This is a genomic window from Amycolatopsis australiensis (assembly GCF_900119165.1).
In the GTDB taxonomy this organism is placed as follows: domain Bacteria; phylum Actinomycetota; class Actinomycetes; order Mycobacteriales; family Pseudonocardiaceae; genus Amycolatopsis; species Amycolatopsis australiensis.
The window spans coordinates 5,203,380-5,221,504 of sequence record NZ_FPJG01000006.1; the positions used below are offsets into that span (position 1 = coordinate 5,203,380).

The 18,125-nt window shown below is 74.5% G+C and carries 1 protein-coding gene; it reads left to right on the forward strand.

Features of this window, described 5'->3' with window-relative positions; translation table 11 throughout:
• Positions 1-14 precede the first annotated feature (14 nt).
• Positions 15-18,125: a non-ribosomal peptide synthetase gene (locus BT341_RS25695; protein WP_072478716.1), complete on the forward strand. Its 18,111-nt coding sequence runs from the start codon at positions 15-17 to the stop codon at positions 18,123-18,125.

An 18,125-nucleotide genomic window follows, 5' to 3' on the forward strand; every position in this document is an offset into this window, starting at 1 on the left:
AGGCTGGTCTACCGGTGAGCAACGGTGACGCTGTGCAGCAGGTGGCGGAGCTCGACTACTGGCGTGACCGGCTCGCCTCGGCGCCGGAGGAACTCCCGTTGCCGGCCGACCGGCCGCACGCCGCCGAGCCCGTCTTCGCCCGGCTGACGCGGCCGCTGCCCGCGGCGGACGAACTGACCCTCCTCTCGGCTTTCGTCGTGCTGCTGTCGCGTTATGCGGGAACCGTGGACGTCGTGCTCGGCATCGGCGCCCTGGTGCCGCTGCGGGTGGACCTCGGGGGCTCGCCCGGCTTCGCCGACGTCGTCACGCGTGTGCGTGAGGCGCGTGAAGCGGCACTGCGGCACGAAGTTCCGTTCGGTGACCTGGTCGCCGCGTTGCGGCCCGAGCCCGGCCGCGGGGGATCGGTGCTCGTCAACGTCGGCTTCGGCGCCGCTACCGACCTGCCCCTCGACCTCAACCTCACCCCGGACGGCGTGCGGTACCGCGCCGACGTCCTCGACGAGTCCACTGTGGACCGCATGATCGGCCACCTCGGGCACCTGCTGGCCGACGCGCTGGACCGTCCACAGTGGCCGGTCGCGCGGCTGGACCTGCTGCCCGGGCCGGAGCTGCGCCGGATTCTCGAAGAGTGGAACGACACGGACCTCGACACGCCGCTGTCGACGCTGCCCGAGCTGTTCGCCGCCCGCGTCCGCGAAGCACCGGACGCCGTCGCGCTCGTCTTCGAGGACGAGGAGCTGACCTACGCCGAGCTGGACGCGCGGGCCAACCGGCTCGCCCACGTCCTCATCGGACGCGGCGCGGGACCCGAGCGTGTGGTCGCGCTGGCGGTCCCGCGCTCGGCGGACATGATCGTCGCGGAGCTGGCCGTCCTCAAGGCGGGAGCGGCGTACCTGCCGCTGGACCCCGACCACCCGGCCGGGCGGATCGCGTTCACGGTCGCCGACGCGCGGCCGGTCTGCGTCGTCACCACGAGCGATCTCGCCGGCGGCTTCGACGGCGACGTCCTGTGCCTGGACGAGGTGGACCTCGGCGGCGCCCCGGCGACAGATCCGGCGCCGGGCATCGTCCCCGCCAACGCGGCATACGTGATCTACACGTCCGGTTCCACCGGTCGGCCGAAAGGTGTCGTGGTCTCGCACGCGGGGGTCGCGAAGCTGGTTGCGACGCAGGTGGAGCGGTTCGGGGTCGGTCCGCGCAGCCGGGTGCTGCAGTTCGCGTCGCCGAGTTTCGACGTCGCCTTCTGGGACTTGTGCCTGGGCCTGCTGTCGGGTGGACGGCTGGTCGTCGTCCCGGCCGAGCGGCGCGTTCCCGGTCCGGCGCTGGCCGAGTACGCGCACGCCAAGGGCGTCGACTTCATGATCCTGCCGCCCGCGCTGCTCGCGGAGTTCCCCGGGAACTGTGAGCTGCCGCGGGACAGCGTGCTGCTGGCCGGGACCGAGCGGGTGTCTGCGGAGCTGGTGAAGCGGTGGGCGCCGGGGCGGCGGATGTTCAACGCCTACGGCCCGACCGAGGCCACGACCAACTCGACGCTCGGCCGGTGCGACCCGGAGATCGCGCCCGGCTCGGCCGTGCCGATCGGTGTCCCGGACCCGGGCACGCGCGCTTACGTCCTCGACGCGCACCTCGCCCCGGTTCCGCCCGGCGTGGTGGGGGAGCTGTACCTGGCCGGATCGGGGCTGGCGCGTGGGTACCTGGGTCGGCCGGGGCTGACGGCGGAGCGGTTCGTGGCCGACCCGTTCGGCTCCGGCGGGCGGCTTTACCGTACCGGTGATCTGGTGAAGTGGCTGCCGGACGGGCGGCTGGTGTTTCTCGGCCGGGCCGACGACCAGGTCAAGATCCGCGGTTACCGGATCGAGCCGGGCGAGATCGAAGCGGTGCTCGCCGAGCACCCGCGCGTCGGGCAGTCGGTCGTCGTCGCCCGGGACGGGCAGCTCGTCGCCTACGCCGTGCCGGTGCCGGACCGCGACCCGGCGGCCGAGGAAACCCACGTCGCGCAGTGGCGGGCCGTCCACGAGGAGATGCTCGCCAGCTCGTCCGGCATCGAGGAGAACTTCGCCGGCTGGAACTCCAGCTACGACGGCGCGGAGCTGCCCCTGGCCGAGATGCGGGAGTGGCACGCGGCGACGGTCGAACGGATCCGCGCCCTGCGGCCGGAACGGGTGCTGGAAATCGGCGTCGGCAGCGGGCTCATCCTCTCGCGCATCGCGCCGGACGCCGAGGCGTACTGGGGTGTCGATCTGTCCGAGAGCGCGATCGCGAACGTCCGGCGCGAGGTCGCCGGGCTGCCCTTCGCCGACCGCGTGCACCTGGCCGCCCGTCCGGCGCACGACCTCGGCGAGCTGCCGGACGAGCCGTTCGACACCGTGATCGTCAACTCCGTGGCCCAGTACTTCCCGAGCGCGGGCTACCTCACCGAAGTCGTCCGGGCCGCGGCCGCTCGCCTGGCCCCCGGGGGCACGATCTTCCTCGGCGACATCCGCAACCTCCGGTCGCTGCGCGCGTTCCGCACCGCCGTCGAGCTGCGCCACGGCCGGGCCGATGGCGCCGCGGTCGACCAGGCCGTCGCCCGCGAGGGCGAGCTGGTGCTCGACCCGGACTTCTTCCCGGCACTGGCCCGCGAACTGGACGGGTTCGGCGACGTCGACCTCTGGGTGAAACGCGGCAAGGCGCACAACGAGCTGACCCGCCACCGCTACGACGTCGTCCTGCGGAAGTCCCCGCCGCGGGCCCCGGCGGGCGAACAGGTCGTCGCGTACGGGGATCTCGGTGCGGTGGAACGGTTCCTGGCCGCCGACGCGCCGGAGCGGCTGCGCGTCACCGGAATCCCGGACGCGCGCCTGTCCGGCGAACTCGCCGCGGTGCGCGCGCTCGACGAAGGGGACGCCGAGGGAGCACTCGCCGCGCTGGAACGCCGTGACGGTGTCGAACCGGAAGCCCTGCACCGGCTCGGCGGACGCGCGGGCTACCGGGTGGCGGTGACGTGGGCCGCCGAGACGGGCGAGCTGGAGGCCGTCTTCACCAAGAGCGGCGACGGCTCCCCGGCCTACCGTCCGGCGCGCGCTTCGGCCACCCCGGCGTCGTACGCGAACAACCCGGCGGCGCGGCGGGAAACCGGAGCGCTGGTGGCGTCGCTGCGCGCGCACCTGCGGGACCGGCTGCCGCAGTACATGGTGCCGTCGGCGTTCGTCGTGCTGGACAAGCTGCCGGTGCTCACCTCCGGCAAGCTCGACCGCAAGGCCCTGCCCAGCCCCGGAGGGTTCACGGCCGGGCCGGGCCGCGCGCCGCGCAACCCGGTCGAGCAGCTGCTGTGCGAGCTGTTCGCCGACGTCCTCGGGCTGCCGCAGGCTGGGCCCGACGACGACTTCGTCGCCCTCGGCGGCCACTCCCTGCTCGCGACCCGGCTGGTCCAGCGCGTCCGCGCGGCCGCCGGTGCCGAGGTGCCGGTGCGGGCGGTGTTCGACGCGCCCACCCCGGCCGCGCTCGCGGACTTCCTGGCCGGGGCGGCGACCGGCACGGGACGGCGCCCGCTCACCCGCGCCGCCGCGCGGCCTGAGCGGCTGCCGCTGTCGTTCGCGCAGCAGCGGCTCTGGTTCCTGCACGGGCTCGAGGGCGGGTCGGCGACCTACAACGTCCCGCTGGTGCTGCGGCTGGCCGGCGAGCTGGACGTCGAGGCGCTGCGCGCGGCGCTGTCCGACGTCACCGGCAGGCACGAGGCGCTGCGCACGGTGTTCCCGGCCGCCGGTGGCGTGCCGTACCAGCGAATCCTCGCCGAAGCGACGGTGGAGCTGGCCGTCCGCACGGTGCCCGGGTCCGAAGTGGACTCCGCGGTGGACGAGCTGGTCCGCGGCGGGTTCGACCTCGGTGCCGGGGTTCCCGTGCGGGCCGCGCTGCTGTCCGTCGACCCGCGGCGGCACGTGCTGGTCCTCGTCGTGCACCACATCGCCGCCGACGGCTGGTCGCTGGCCCCGCTCTGGCGTGACGTCGCCACGGCCTACCGCGCCCGGCTGCGCGGCGAAGCTCCACAGTGGACGCCGTTGCCGGTGCAGTACGCCGACTACACCTTGTGGCAACGCGATCTCCTCGCCACCGAAGAGCCGGCCCAGCTGAACTACTGGCGCACGGCACTGGCCGGGCTGCCGGAGCGCATCCCGCTGCCGCTGGACCGGCCGCACCCGGCGGTGTCCGCCTACCGCGGCGAGTTCTTCACCTTCACCTGGGACGCCGGGCTGCGGGCCGGCCTGTCCGACCTCGCGCGGACGTGCGGCGCCAGCCCGTTCATGGTCGTGCACGCGGGCCTGACCGCTCTGCTCACCCGGCTGGGCGCGGGCACCGACGTGCCGATCGGCACCCCGATCGCCGGGCGCACCGACCCGGCGCTGGACGACTTGGTCGGGTTCTTCGTCAACACGCTGGTCCTGCGCGTGGACACGAGCGGTGACCCGTCGTTCCGCGATCTGGTGGCCCGTGTGCGCGAGCGCAACCTCGATGCCTACGCCCACCAGGACGTGCCGTTCGAGCGGCTGGTCGAGGTGCTGAACCCGGCCCGGTCGCTGGCGCACCACCCGCTGTTCCAGACGATGCTCGCCTGGCAGAACACGCCGGCCGCCGGGGTCGAGCTGCCCGGGCTGACCGTCACCGAGCGGCCCGTCGGCACCGGCACCGCCAAGTTCGACCTCTGGTTCTCCTTCACCGAACGGGCCGGCGCCATCCACGGCCAGGCCGAGTTCAACAGCGAGGTGTTCGACCGGGCGACCGTGACGGCCATCCTGGACCGCCTCGAAGTGCTGCTGCGCCAAGTGGTCGCGGCCCCCGATCGCCGCCTGGGTTCGCTCGACGTGCTGACCCCGGCCGAACGCGCCGCCCTGCCCGCGCTCTGGTCGGGCGCCGCCGCCGACGTCCCGGCGGTGACCGTGCCCGAGCTGTTCGCCGCCCAGGTCGCGCGGACCCCGGACGCCACCGCGCTGGTCTTCGAGGACGAGGCACTGACCTACGCCGAGCTGGACACCGGCTCGAACCGCCTCGCCCGCGTGCTGGCCGAGCGGGGTGCCGGGCCCGAACGGGTGGTCGCACTGGCCCTGCCCCGCTCGGCCCATCTGGTGACGGCGATCCTCGCGGTGCTCAAGACCGGCGCCGCCTACCTGCCGCTCGACCCCGGCTACCCGGCCGAGCGCATCGCCTTCATGCTCGAGGACGCCCGCCCGGCGCTCGTGCTGGCGACGGCGGACACGGCTGTCGACGGCGCGCTCCTCGTGGACGATCCGGAGGTCGTCGCCGGCGTCCCGGCCGCGCCGCTGACCGGTGTCACGCTCCGGCCCGGGAACCCGGCCTACGTCATCTACACGTCCGGGTCGACGGGCCGCCCCAAGGGGGTCGTCGTGCCGCACGAGGGCATCGTCAACCGGCTGCTGTGGATGCAGGACGAGTACGGCCTGACCGGCGACGACCGCGTGCTGCAGAAGACGCCGTCCAGCTTCGACGTCTCGGTGTGGGAGTTCCTCTGGCCGCTGGTCACCGGCGCCACGGAGGTCCTGGCCCGGCCCGGCGGCCACCAGGACCCCGCCTACCTCGCGCGGCTCGTCCGCGACCGCGGCGTCACGACCGTCCACTTCGTCCCGTCGATGCTCCAGGCGTTCCTGCCGGAGCCCGTGGCGCGGGAGTGCACCGGCCTTCGCCGCGTCCTCTGCAGCGGTGAGGCGCTGCCGCCGGACACGGTGACACAGTTCAGCCGGGTCCTCCACGCCGAACTGCACAACCTGTACGGCCCCACCGAAGCTTCGGTCGACGTGACGGCGTGGCGGACGTCCGCCGGGGAGCCGGGTGTCCCGATCGGACGTCCGGTGTGGAACACCCGGACGTACGTGCTGGACGGTGCCCTGCGCCCGGTGCCGCCGGGCACCGCCGGCGAGCTGTACCTGGCCGGTGTCCAGCTCGCCCGCGGCTACCTCGGCCGGCCCGGGCTGACCGCGGAGCGGTTCGTCGCCGACCCGTACGGCCCGCCGGGCTCGCGGATGTACCGCACCGGCGACCTCGCGCGCTTCCGCCCCGACGGCGTCCTCGAATTCCTCGGCCGCGCCGACGAGCAGATCAAGATCCGCGGCTTCCGCGTCGAACCCGGCGAGATCGCCACGACGCTCGCCACGCACGACGGCGTCGCCCACGCCGCGGTCCTGGCCCGCGAGGACCGGCCCGGCGACGTCCGGTTGGTCGCCTACGTCGTGCCGGCCGGCACCGCCACGTCGGCCGAAGAAGAGACCGAACGGGTCGGCGAGTGGCGCGCGCTGTACGACTCGATGTACTCCGGCGACGGCGACGAGTTCGCCGGCTGGACCTCCAGCTACACCGGCGAGCCGATCCCGCGCGCGGAGATGGTGGAGTGGCGGGACGCGATCGTCACGCGGATCCGCGAGCTGCGCCCGCGGCGCGTGCTGGAGATCGGCGTCGGGACCGGCCTGCTGCTCACCGAGCTGGCGCCGCACTGCGAGACCTACTGGGGCACGGACTTCTCCGCCGAGGTGATCGCCTCGCTCGGCGGCCGCGTCGCGGCCGACCCGGTGCTCGCCGGGCGCGTCGAGCTGCGTACCCGGGACGCCGCCGACGTCACCGGCCTGCCGTCCAGGTTCTTCGACACGATCGTGCTCAACTCGGTCGTCCAGTACTTCCCGAGCGGGACGTATCTGCTGGACGTCCTGCGCAAGGCCGCCGGCCTGCTCGCGCCGGACGGGTCGGTGTTCGTCGGCGACGTCCGTGACCTGCGCCAGGTCCGCGCGTTCCACACCGCGGTCGCCCGGGCCCGCGGAGGCGACGTCGAGCAGCGCCTCCTACGGGAGAAGGAGCTTCTCGTCGCCCCGGAGTTCTTCGCCGGCCTGGACGGGATCGCCGCGGACATCCGCGTCAAGCGCGGTCGTGCGGTCAACGAGCTGACCCAGTTCCGCTACGACGTCGTCCTGCGCCCGGGAGCGGCTCCGGCGCCGGACCTGCCGGTGCTCGCTTGGGGCACCGACGTGTCCACTGTGGATGAAGTGGCGGCGCGGCTCGGCGCCGGGCTGCGCGTCGAAGGCGTCCCCAACGCCCGGATCGGGGACGGCGTCGACCCCGAAGACTGGTACGTCCTCGGCGAGACCCACGGCCACCGCACGGTCGTCACCTGGTCCGCCGCGGGCGACGGCTCGGTCGACGTCGTGTTCACGACCGGCGAGACCGCCGGCGCGTTCCGGCCCGGCTCCGGGCCGCTGCTGTCCTACACCGGCAGCCCCGGGCGCTTCCGCCGGGCCAGCACCCTCACCGCGGACCTGCGGGCGCTGGCCGCCGCCCGGCTGCCCGAGCACATGGTGCCTTCGGCGATCGTCGTGCTCGACGCGTTGCCGGTGACGGCCAACGGCAAGCTGGACCGCCGCGCGCTCCCGTCGCCGGACCCGGCCGTGCCGACGTCGGACCGGGAGCCCCGCACGCCGGCCGAGCGGCAGCTGTGCGAGCTGTTCGCCGAGGTCCTGGGGCTGCCGCGGGTCGGCCCGGACGACAGCTTCTTCACCCTCGGCGGCCATTCCCTGCTGGCCACCCGCCTGATCGCCCGCATCCGCGCGACGCTGCACGCCGAGCTGGAAGTCCGCTCGGTGTTCGAGACGCCGACGCCCGCCGGCCTGGCCGGGCTGCTCGCCACGAGGAGCGGGACCGCGCGGCCGCCACTGGTCCCGCGGGACCGCCCGGCGCCGGTGCCGCTGTCGGGCGCGCAGCAGCGGCTGTGGTTCCTGCACCACCTCGAAGGCCCGTCGGCGACCTACAACGTGCCGCTGGTCATGCGGCTCGAAGGCGACCTCGACGTCGACGCGCTGCGGGCCGCGCTGTCCGATGTGGTCGCCCGCCACGAAGCGCTGCGGACGCGGTTCCCGCAGCGGGACGGCGTCCCGTACCAGGACGTCCTTCCCGCCGGGGAGGTCGATCTCCCGGTGCGCGCCGTGACCGGCCTCGACGAGGCGCTGACCGGGCTCGTCCGCGGTCCGTTCGACCTCGAACGGCACGCGCCGATGCGCGTGGAGCTGCTGCGGCTGGGCGCGCGTGAGCACGTCCTGGCGCTCGTCTTCCACCACATCGCCTCCGACGGCTGGTCGATGGCCCCGCTCTGGCGCGACCTGGCCGCGGCCTACACCGCCCGGCGCGCCGGCGAAGCTCCGCAGTGGACGCCGTTGCCGGTGCAGTACGCCGACTACACGCTGTGGCACCAGGACCTGCTGGGCAGCGAGGACGACCCCCGCAGCCTGCTGAGCACGCAGCTCGACTACTGGCGGGAGACCCTGGACGGCCTGCCGGAACGCATCGAGCTGCCGCTCGACCGGCCCCACCCGGCCACCGCGACCTTCCGCGGTGAGCTGCACACCTTCACCTGGGACGCCGATCTGCACGCGGGGATCGCGTCCCTCGCGCGGGACTGCGGCGCCAGCGTCTTCATGGTCGTCCACGCGGCGCTCGCCGGTCTGCTCACCCGGCTGGGCGCGGGCACCGACGTGCCGATCGGCTCGCCGATCGCCGGGCGCACGGACCCGGCGCTGGACGACTTGGTCGGGTTCTTCGTCAATACGCTGGTCCTGCGCGTGGACACGAGCGGTGACCCGTCGTTCCGCGATCTGGTGGGGCGTGTGCGCGAGCGCAACCTGGACGCCTACGCGCACCAGGACGTGCCGTTCGAGCGGCTGGTCGAGGTGCTGAACCCGGCCCGGTCGCTGTCCTACCACCCGCTGTTCCAGGTGATGATCGCCGGGCAGAACAACGCCCGCGCCGACGTCGCCCTGCCCGGCCTGACGGTCACGGAGATCCCGGTGACCACCGGGACGTCGAAGTTCGACCTGGCGATCTCGCTGACCGAGCGCGAGGCCGGGATCGCCGGAGTGCTGGAGTTCAACGCCGACGTCTTCGACCACCCGGGCGCCGACGCGATCCTGCGGCGCCTGGAAGTGCTGCTGCGCGCCGCGCTGGCCGAGCCGGACCGCCCGCTCGGCGCACTGGACCTGATGGCCGGTGACGAGCGCGACCGGGTGCTGACCGAGTGGGCCGGTTCGCCCGAACCGGCGGGCACCGAGACGTTCCCCGGGCTGTTCGGCCGCCGCGTGGCCGAGGCACCGGACGCCGTCGCGCTCGTGTTCGAGGACCTCGAGCTGACCTACGCCGAGGTCGACGCCCGCGCCAACCGGCTCGCGCACCTGCTGGCCGCGCGTGGCGCCGGGCCGGAGCGGGTGGTCGCGCTGGCCGTCCCGCGCTCGGCGGACATGATCGTCGCGGAGCTGGCCGTGCTCAAGGCAGGCGCCGCGTACCTGCCGGTCGACGTCGACTACCCCGGTGACCGGATCGCCTTCATGGTCGAGGACGCGCGCCCGGTGTGCGTGGTCACCACGCGCGAAGTCGGCGGCCAGCTGCCGGCGGGCCTGCCGCGCGTGCTGCTCGACGACCCGGCGCTCGCCGGAATGTCCGCTGAGGACCCCGGCGTCCCGGTCAGGCCCGAGAACGCGGCCTACGTGATCTACACGTCCGGCTCGTCCGGGCGGCCGAAGGGCGTCGTCCTCCAGCATTCGGGGGTCGCGAAGCTGGTCGCGACGCAGGTGGAGCGGTTCGGGGTCGGTCCGCGCAGCCGGGTGCTGCAGTTCGCGTCGCCGAGTTTCGACGTCGCCTTCTGGGACTTGTGCCTGGGCCTGCTGTCGGGTGGACGGCTGGTCGTCGTCCCGGCCGAGCGGCGCGTCGCCGGCCCGGCGCTGAGCGAATACGCGTTCGCCCACGGCATCGACTTCATGATCCTGCCCCCGGCGCTGCTCGACGCGATGCCGGCGGACTGCGACCTGCCGCGGGACAGCGTGCTGCTGGCCGGGACCGAACGCGTGTCTCCGGAGCTGGTGAAGCGGTGGGCGCCGGGGCGGCGGATGTTCAACGCCTACGGCCCGACCGAGGCGACCACCAACTCGACGCTCGGCGAGAGCGACCCGGCCGAGCTGGCGGACGCGACGGTCGTCCCGATCGGCGTGCCCGACCCCGGCACCCGGGCGTACGTCCTCGACACCGGCTTGCGGCCGGTTCCGCCCGGCGTGGTGGGGGAGCTGTACCTGGCCGGATCGGGGCTGGCGCGTGGGTATCTGGGTCGGCCGGGGCTGACGGCGGAGCGGTTCGTGGCCGACCCGTTCGGCTCCGGCGGGCGGCTTTACCGTACCGGTGATCTGGTGAGGTGGCTGCCGGACGGGCGGCTGGTGTTTCTCGGCCGGGCCGACGACCAGGTCAAGATCCGCGGTTACCGGATCGAGCCGGGCGAGATCGAAGCGGTGCTCGCCGAGCACCCGCGCGTCGGGCAGTCGGTGGTCGTCGCCCGGGACGGGCAGCTCGTCGCCTACGCGGTCCCGGCCGCCGGCCGCGACGAAGCGGCGGAGCTGGACCACGTCGGCGAGTGGCGCGAGCTGCACGAGAACGTCTTCACCGAAGCGGCCGGCGGCGGGATCGAGGAGAACTTCACCGGCTGGAACTCCAGCTACGACGGCTCCGCGATCCCGCTGGCCGAGATGCGCGAGTGGCACGCGGCGACGGTCGAGCGGATCCGCGCCCTGCGGCCGGAACGGGTGCTGGAAATCGGCGTCGGCAGCGGGCTCATCCTCTCGCGCATCGCGCCGGACGCCGAGGCGTACTGGGGTGTCGACCTGTCCGAGCAGGCCATCGCCACCCTCCGGCGCGAGCTGGCCGCGACGCCGTACGCCGGCAAGGTGCACCTCGCGGCCCGCCCGGCGCACGACCTCGGCGAGCTGCCGGACGAGCCGTTCGACACCGTGATCGTCAACTCCGTGGCCCAGTACTTCCCGAGCGTCGGCTACCTCGCCGAGGTCGTCCGCACGGCCGCGGCCCACGTCCGGCCGGGCGGGGTGATCTTCCTCGGCGACATCCGGAACCTGCGCTCGCTGCGGGCCTTCCGCACGGCCACCGAGCTGCGGCACGGCCGGGCCGACGCCGCCGCGGTCGACCAGGCCGTCGCCCGCGAGGGCGAGCTGGTGCTCGACCCGGACTTCTTCCCGGCACTGGCCCGCGAACTGGACGGGTTCGGCGACGTCGACCTGTGGGCCAAGCGCGGCAAGGCGCACAACGAGCTGACCCGCCACCGCTACGACGTCGTCCTGCGGAAGGCGCCGGCTGCCGGCCCGGTCGAGGAAGACGTCGTCGCCTTCACCTCGCTGACCGAGCTGGAGCGCCGGCTCGGCGAGCGCCCGGCGCGGCTGCGGGTCACCGGCGTGCCGGACGCCCGGCTGTCGGGCGAACTGGCCGCCGTCGCCGCGCTGGCCGAAGGCGACACCGGCGCGGCACTGTCCGCGTTGGACGCCGATCCGTCCGGAGTGGACCCGGAGGCGCTGCACGAGCTCGGCGCGAGCCTCGGGTACCGCGTCTGCTCGGCGCCCGCGGCCGCGGGCGCACTGGAGGTCGTGTTCACGACCGGCGAGCCGGTGCGGATCCACCGCGCCCGGCCGGTCCGGGCCGCCCTCGCCGCGCTGGGCAACCACCCGGCCGGACGGCGTGACACCGGCGCGCTGGTGGCGGCCCTGCGGGCGCACGTCCGCGACCGGCTGCCGCAGTACCTGGTGCCGTCGGCGTTCGTGGTGCTCGACCGGCTCCCGCTGCTCGCGTCGGGCAAGCTCGACCGCCGGGCGCTGCCGAGCCCGGACCGGGAGGCCGTCCCGGCGGGCCGGGCGCCGCGGACCCCGGTCGAGGAAGTCCTCTGCGGGCTGTTCGCCGAGGTGCTCGACACCGCCACGCCCGGCGTCGACGACGACTTCTTCGCGCTGGGCGGCCATTCGCTGCTGGCGACGCGCCTGGTCGCGCGGCTGCGCGCGGTGTTCGGGGTGGAGCTGCAGGTCCGGTCGGTGTTCGAGACGCCGACCGTGGCCGGGCTGGCCACCCTGCTCGCCGCGGCGGACGCCGCGGCCGCCCGGCCGCCGCTGGTGCGGGCCGAGCCGCGGCCGGACGTCGTGCCGCTGTCGTTCGCCCAGCAGCGGCTGTGGTTCCTGCACCGGCTGGAAGGCCCGTCGGCGACGTACAACATGCCGACGGCGGTCCGGCTGACCGGCGACCTCGACACCGAGGCGCTGCGCGCGGCGCTGTCCGATGTGGTCGAACGCCACGAAGCCCTGCGCACCGTTTTCCCCGAAATCGGCGGCGATCCCCGCCAGCACGTCCTCGCCGGCGTCACGGTCCCGCTGCCCGTCCGCACGGTCACCGAAGCCACGCTCGCCGACGCCGTGTCGGCGGCCGCCGGCACCGTGTTCCGGCTGGGCTCGGAGATCCCGCTGCGGGCCGAGCTGCTGCGGCTGGGCACGCGTGAGCACGTCCTCGTGCTGGTGTTCCACCACATCGCCTCGGACGGCTGGTCGACCGCACCGCTGTGGCGCGATCTCGCGACGGCCTACGCCGCCCGGCGCGCCGGCGAAGCTCCACAGTGGACTCCACTGCCGGTCCAGTACGCCGACTACACGCTGTGGCAGCGGGACGTCCTCGGTGCGCGGGTGATCGAACCGCAGCTGGCCTACTGGCGCGAAGTCCTCGCCGGGCTGCCCGAACGGATCGAGCTGCCCACCGACCGGCCGCACCCGGCCGAAGCGTCCTACCGCGGTGAGCAGTTCGCGTTCGGCTGGGACGCCGGCCTCCACAGCGGGCTCGTCGAGCTGGCCAGGGCCTGCGGGGCCAGCGTGTTCATGGTCGTGCACGCCGGGCTGGCCGCGGTGCTCACCCGGCTCGGCGCGGGCACCGACATCCCGATCGGCACGTCCATCGCCGGGCGCACCGACCAGGCGCTCGACGACCTCGTCGGCTTCTTCGTCAACACGCTGGTCCTGCGCGTGGACACCGGGGGCGACCCGACGTTCCGCGAGCTCGTCGCCCGCGTCCGCGAGCGCGGCCTGGACGCCTACGCCCACCAGGACGTGCCGTTCGAGCGGCTGGTCGAGGCACTGAACCCGGCCCGGTCGCTCGCCCACCACCCGCTGTTCCAGACCATGCTCGCCTGGCAGAACAACGCCGTCGCCGACGTCGCGCTGCCCGGCCTGGCCGTCGCCGAAGAACCGGTCCGCACCGGCACCGCCCGGGCCGACCTGACGTTCTTCGTCGGCGAGCGGCCCGGCCACCAGGCCGGGATCCGCGGAACCGCCGAATACAACAGCGACGTCTTCGACCGCGCGAGTGTCGAAGCGATCCTGGACCGGCTGCGGATGCTCCTGCGGGCCGTCGTCGCCGACCCGGACACCCGGATCGGCGCGGTCGGCCTGCTCACCGAAGCCGAGCACGAGCTGATCGCCGCCGCGCCGGCGACGACGCTGCCGGCCGAGACGGCCGCCGGGCTGTTCGCGGCACAGGTGGCGCGGACGCCGGACGCGACCGCGGTGGTGTCCGGCGCCGAGCGGCTCACCTACGCCGAGCTGGACTCGCGGGCCACGACGCTCGCCCGTGCGTTGCTGGCCAGGGGCGCGGGACCCGAGCGGGTCGTGGCGGTCGCGCTGCCGCGCTCGGCAGACCTGGTCACCGCGCTGCTGGCGGTGCTCAAGACCGGCGCCGCGTACCTGCCGCTGGACCTCAACCACCCACCGGAACGTCTCGAGGTGATGCTCACCGACGCGGCCCCGCACCTCGTCATCGCCGACGACGGCTTCGGCGACCGTCTGGTCCGGCCGTCCGCGGCGGCGGCGGAACCGGCGGCGTGGCCGTCGATCGATCCGCAAAACCCGGCGTACGTCATCTTCACCTCGGGCTCGACCGGACGGCCGAAGGCGGTCGCGGGAACCCAGCGCGCGCTGGCCAACCGGCTGCACTGGGGCCGTGACCTCGCCCGGGGCGTGCGGATCGCGAAGAGCGCGCTGACGTTCATCGACGGGTCGACCGAGCTGCTCGGCGGCCTCGTCGCGGGCGACCCGGTCGTCCTCGCCGACGACGCGACCGCCGCCGACCCACTCGCGCTCGCCGAACTGGCGCGCGCGGCCGGCGCGCAGGTCGTCACCGTGGTGCCGAGCCTGCTGGACAGCTTCGCCGAGGACGCCCCGGCCGGCGCGTTCGGCTCCGTGACCACGTGGATCACCAGCGGCGAGCCGCTGTCGGCAGCGCTCGTGACGAAGGTGGCGAGCCGGTGGCCGTCGGCGAAGCTGGTCAACCTCTACGGCTGTTCCGAAGCCGCGGGCGACAGCCTGGCCCACGTCTGCGGCGGCTCGGTGGCGATCGGGCGGCCGATCGCGAACACGCGCGCGTACGTCCTCGACGCCGCGCTGCGGCCGGTGCCGCCGGGCGTGCGCGGCGAGCTGTACCTGGCCGGTGCCGGGCTGGCCCGCGGCTACCTCGGCCGTCCGGCCCTGACCGCGCAACGGTTCGTGGCCGACCCGTTCGGGCCGCCGGGGGAGCGGATGTACCGCACCGGCGACGTGGTCCGCCGCCGCCGCGACGGCACCGTGGAGTTTTTCGGCCGCGCCGACGAGCAGGTCAAGATCCGCGGCTTCCGCGTCGAACCGGGGGAGGTGGAAGCCGTGCTGACGGCGGACGCCTCGGTGGCGCGCGCGGTCGTGATCGCCCGCGAGAACCGGCTGCTCGCCTACGTCGTACCGGCCGGGGACAGCGCCGACCCGGATGCGCTGCGGGCGCTGGCCGCCGGGCGCCTGCCGGAGTACCTGGTGCCGTCGGCCGTCGTGGTCCTGCCCGAGCTGCCGGTGAACGCCCACGGCAAGCTCGACCGCGCCGCCCTGCCGGACCCGCGGGCGCGGACCTCGGGGCGGCTCGCGCGGACGCCGTCCGAACAGGCGTTGTGCGAGCTGTTCGCCGACGTCCTCGGTGTTCCGGTGGTCGGCCCGGACGACGGCTTCTTCGCCCTCGGCGGGCATTCGCTGCTGGCGATCCGGCTGGTCAGCCGCATCCGCGCGCGGCTCGGCGCCGAGGTGCCGATCCGGGCGGTGTTCGACGCGCCGACCCCGGCCCGGCTCGCGGAGCTGCTCGAGCCCGGCCGCCGTGGCCGTCCGGCGCTGGTCCCGGCCGAGCGGCCCGAGGTGCTGCCGCTGTCGTTCGCGCAGCAGCGGCTGTGGTTCCTGGACCGCCTGGACGGGCGCAACGCGACCTACAACATCCCGTGGGCGTGGGAGCTGACCGGCCCGGTCGACGTCGGCGCCCTGCGAGCCGCGCTGACCGACGTGGTGACGCGCCACGAGGTCCTGCGGACGCTGCTGGTCGAAGAACAGGGCACACCGCGGCAGGTCGTGCTCGCCGACGCGCACCCGGTGCTGGTCACCGAGGACGTTTCCCCGGCGGACCTCGACGGACGCGTCAAAGCCGCGGCGTCCCACTGCTTCGCCCTGGACGCCGAGATCCCGATCCGGGCGACGCTCTTGTCCACCGGGCCGGAGCGGCACGTGTTCGTCCTGCTGGTGCACCACATCGCGGGCGACGGCTGGTCGCTCCCGCCGCTCAAGCGCGACCTCGACACCGCGTACGCGGCGCGGCGGCGCGCCGAGAGTCCACAGTGGACGCCGTTGCCGGTGCAGTACGCGGACTACACGCTGTGGCAGCGTGAGATGTTCGGCCGCGCCGACGACCGGGACAGTGTTCTCGGCCGCCAGGCGGCGTTCTGGCGGGACACCCTCGCCGGTCTGCCCGCCGAGCTGGCGCTGCCGGCGGACCGGCCGCGTCCGGCCCGCTCGACCGGCCGCGGGGCCGCCGTGCCGTTCACCGTGCCCGGCGGCGTCCACCGCCGGCTGCGCGAGCTGGCGCACGGCAACGGCACCAGCACGTTCATGGTGCTGCAGGCGGCGCTCGCGGCGCTGCTGACCCGGCTCGGCGCGGGCACCGACATCCCGCTCGGCACGCCGGTGGCCGGCCGCGGCGACCACGCGCTGGAGGACCTCGCCGGGTTCTTCGTCAACACGCTGGTGCTGCGGACCGACACCGGAGGCGACCCGACCTTCCGGGAGCTGCTGGCGCGCGTGCGCGAAGCCGACCTCGCCGCCTACGCCCACCAGGACCTGCCGTTCGAGCACCTCGTCGAGCTGCTCAACCCCGCCCGGTCGCTGGCGCGGCACCCGCTGTTCCAGGTCATGCTCACCGTCCACCACGCCGGCTCCGGCCCCGAACGGCTCCTCGGGCTCGACGCGTCCCACCGGGACACCGGCCTGCGGCAGGCGAAGTTCGACCTGTCCTTCGACCTGGTCGAAACCGCCGACGGCATCGACGGCGATCTCGCCTACAGCGTCGACCTCTTCGACGAGCCGGCCGCGCGGACGCTCACCGAGCGGCTGGTGCGGCTGCTGGCCGTGGTCGTGGCCGATCCGGACCGGCCGCTGAGCCGGGTCGACGTCCTCGACGCGGCCGAGCGGCACCGGATCCTGACCGGCTGGGGCCGCGGCGCGCCGCTGACGACCGCCGCGCCCACGGTGGTCGACCGGCTGGCCGCGCAGGTGGCGGCGACCCCGGACGCGACCGCGCTGAGCGACGCGAACTCGAGCGTCACCTTCGCCGAGTTCGGCGCGCGCACCGGCCGCCTCGCCCGGTGGCTGGCGGCGCACGGCGCGGGTCCCGAGACGGTCGTGGCCCTGGTGCTGCCGCGGTCGGCGGCGGTCGTCGAGGCGATCTTCGGCGTGTTCAAGGCGGGCGCGGCATATCTGCCGATCGATCCGGACCAGCCGGTGGACCGGACCACCGCGATGCTCGCCGACTCCGGTGCCGCGCTGGTGCTGACCACCCGCGCACTGGCCGATCGGGTCCCCGCGGAGCGAACCCTGTTCGTCGAGGACATTGTGGACAGTGACGTTGTGGACAGTGACGCGCGCCTGGCACCGCCGTCCCCGGCCAACCCGGCGTACGTGCTCTACACGTCCGGCTCCACGGGCACGCCGAAGGGGGTCGTCGTCCCGCACTCGGCGCTGGTGAACCTGTTCCACAGCCACCGCGCGACGCTCTACCGCCCGGCGGTCGCGGCGGCCGGCGGGCGGCGGCTGCGCGTCGGGCACGCGTGGGCGTTCTTCTTCGACGCGTCGTGGCAGCCGCAGCTGTGGCTGCTCGACGGGCACGAGGTGCACGTCGTCGACGACGACACGCGCCGCGACCCGGACCGGCTCGCCGCGGTGGTGCGCGAGCGCGGGCTCGACTTCCTCGAACTCACGCCGTCGCACTTCGCGCAGCTGGCCGAGGCGGGCGTGGTCGAAGACGGCAAATGTGCTCTCGGTGTCGTCGGCGTCGGCGGCGAAGCGGTTTCGCAGCCGCTGTGGGAGACCTTGCGGTCGTTGCCGGGCACGGAGGCGTACAACCTCTACGGCCCGACGGAGGCCACGGTGGACGCGCTGGTCGGCCGGGTCCGTGACGCCCAGCGGCCGGTGATCGGCCGTCCGGTGCACAACGCCCGCGCGTACGTGCTCGACCACGGGCTGAGCCCGGTTCCGGCCGGCGTTCCCGGCGAGCTGTACCTGGCGGGCGCGGGCCTGGCCCGCGGCTACCGCGGACGTCCGGCGCGGACCGCCGAACGGTTCGTCGCCGATCCGTTCGGGCCGCCGGGGGAGCGGATGTACCGCACCGGCGACCTCGTGCGGTGGCGGCCCGACGGGCAGCTGGAGTACCTCGGCCGGACCGACGCGCAGGTCAAGGTCCGCGGCTTCCGGATCGAGCCGGGCGAGATCGAGACGGCGCTGACCCGCCACGACGACGTCGGCCGGGCGGTGGTGGTCGTCCGCGAGGAGCGCCTGGTGGCGTACACGACGCCGGAGACGGCGGACCCGGCGCGGCTGCGGGAGTTCCTGGCGCGGTCGCTGCCGGCGTACCTGGTGCCCGCGGCGATCGTCCCGCTGGCGGAGTTCCCGGTGACTCCCAACGGGAAGCTCGACCAGGCCGCCCTGCCCGCACCCGGGTTCGCCGCCCGCGGCCGGGCCCCGGAAGCACCGCTGGAAAAGGCCCTCTGCGAAGTCTTCGCGGAGGTGCTGGACGTCGAGGCCGTCGGTGCCGACGACGACCTGTTCACCCTCGGCGGGCATTCGATGCTGCTGGTGGTCCTGCGCACGCGGATCGCCGAGCGGCTCGGGGCCGACGTCCCGATCGCCGAGTTCTTCCGTACCCCCACCGCGGCCGGGCTCGCCGCCCTGCTGACCCGAGACGCGAGGTAG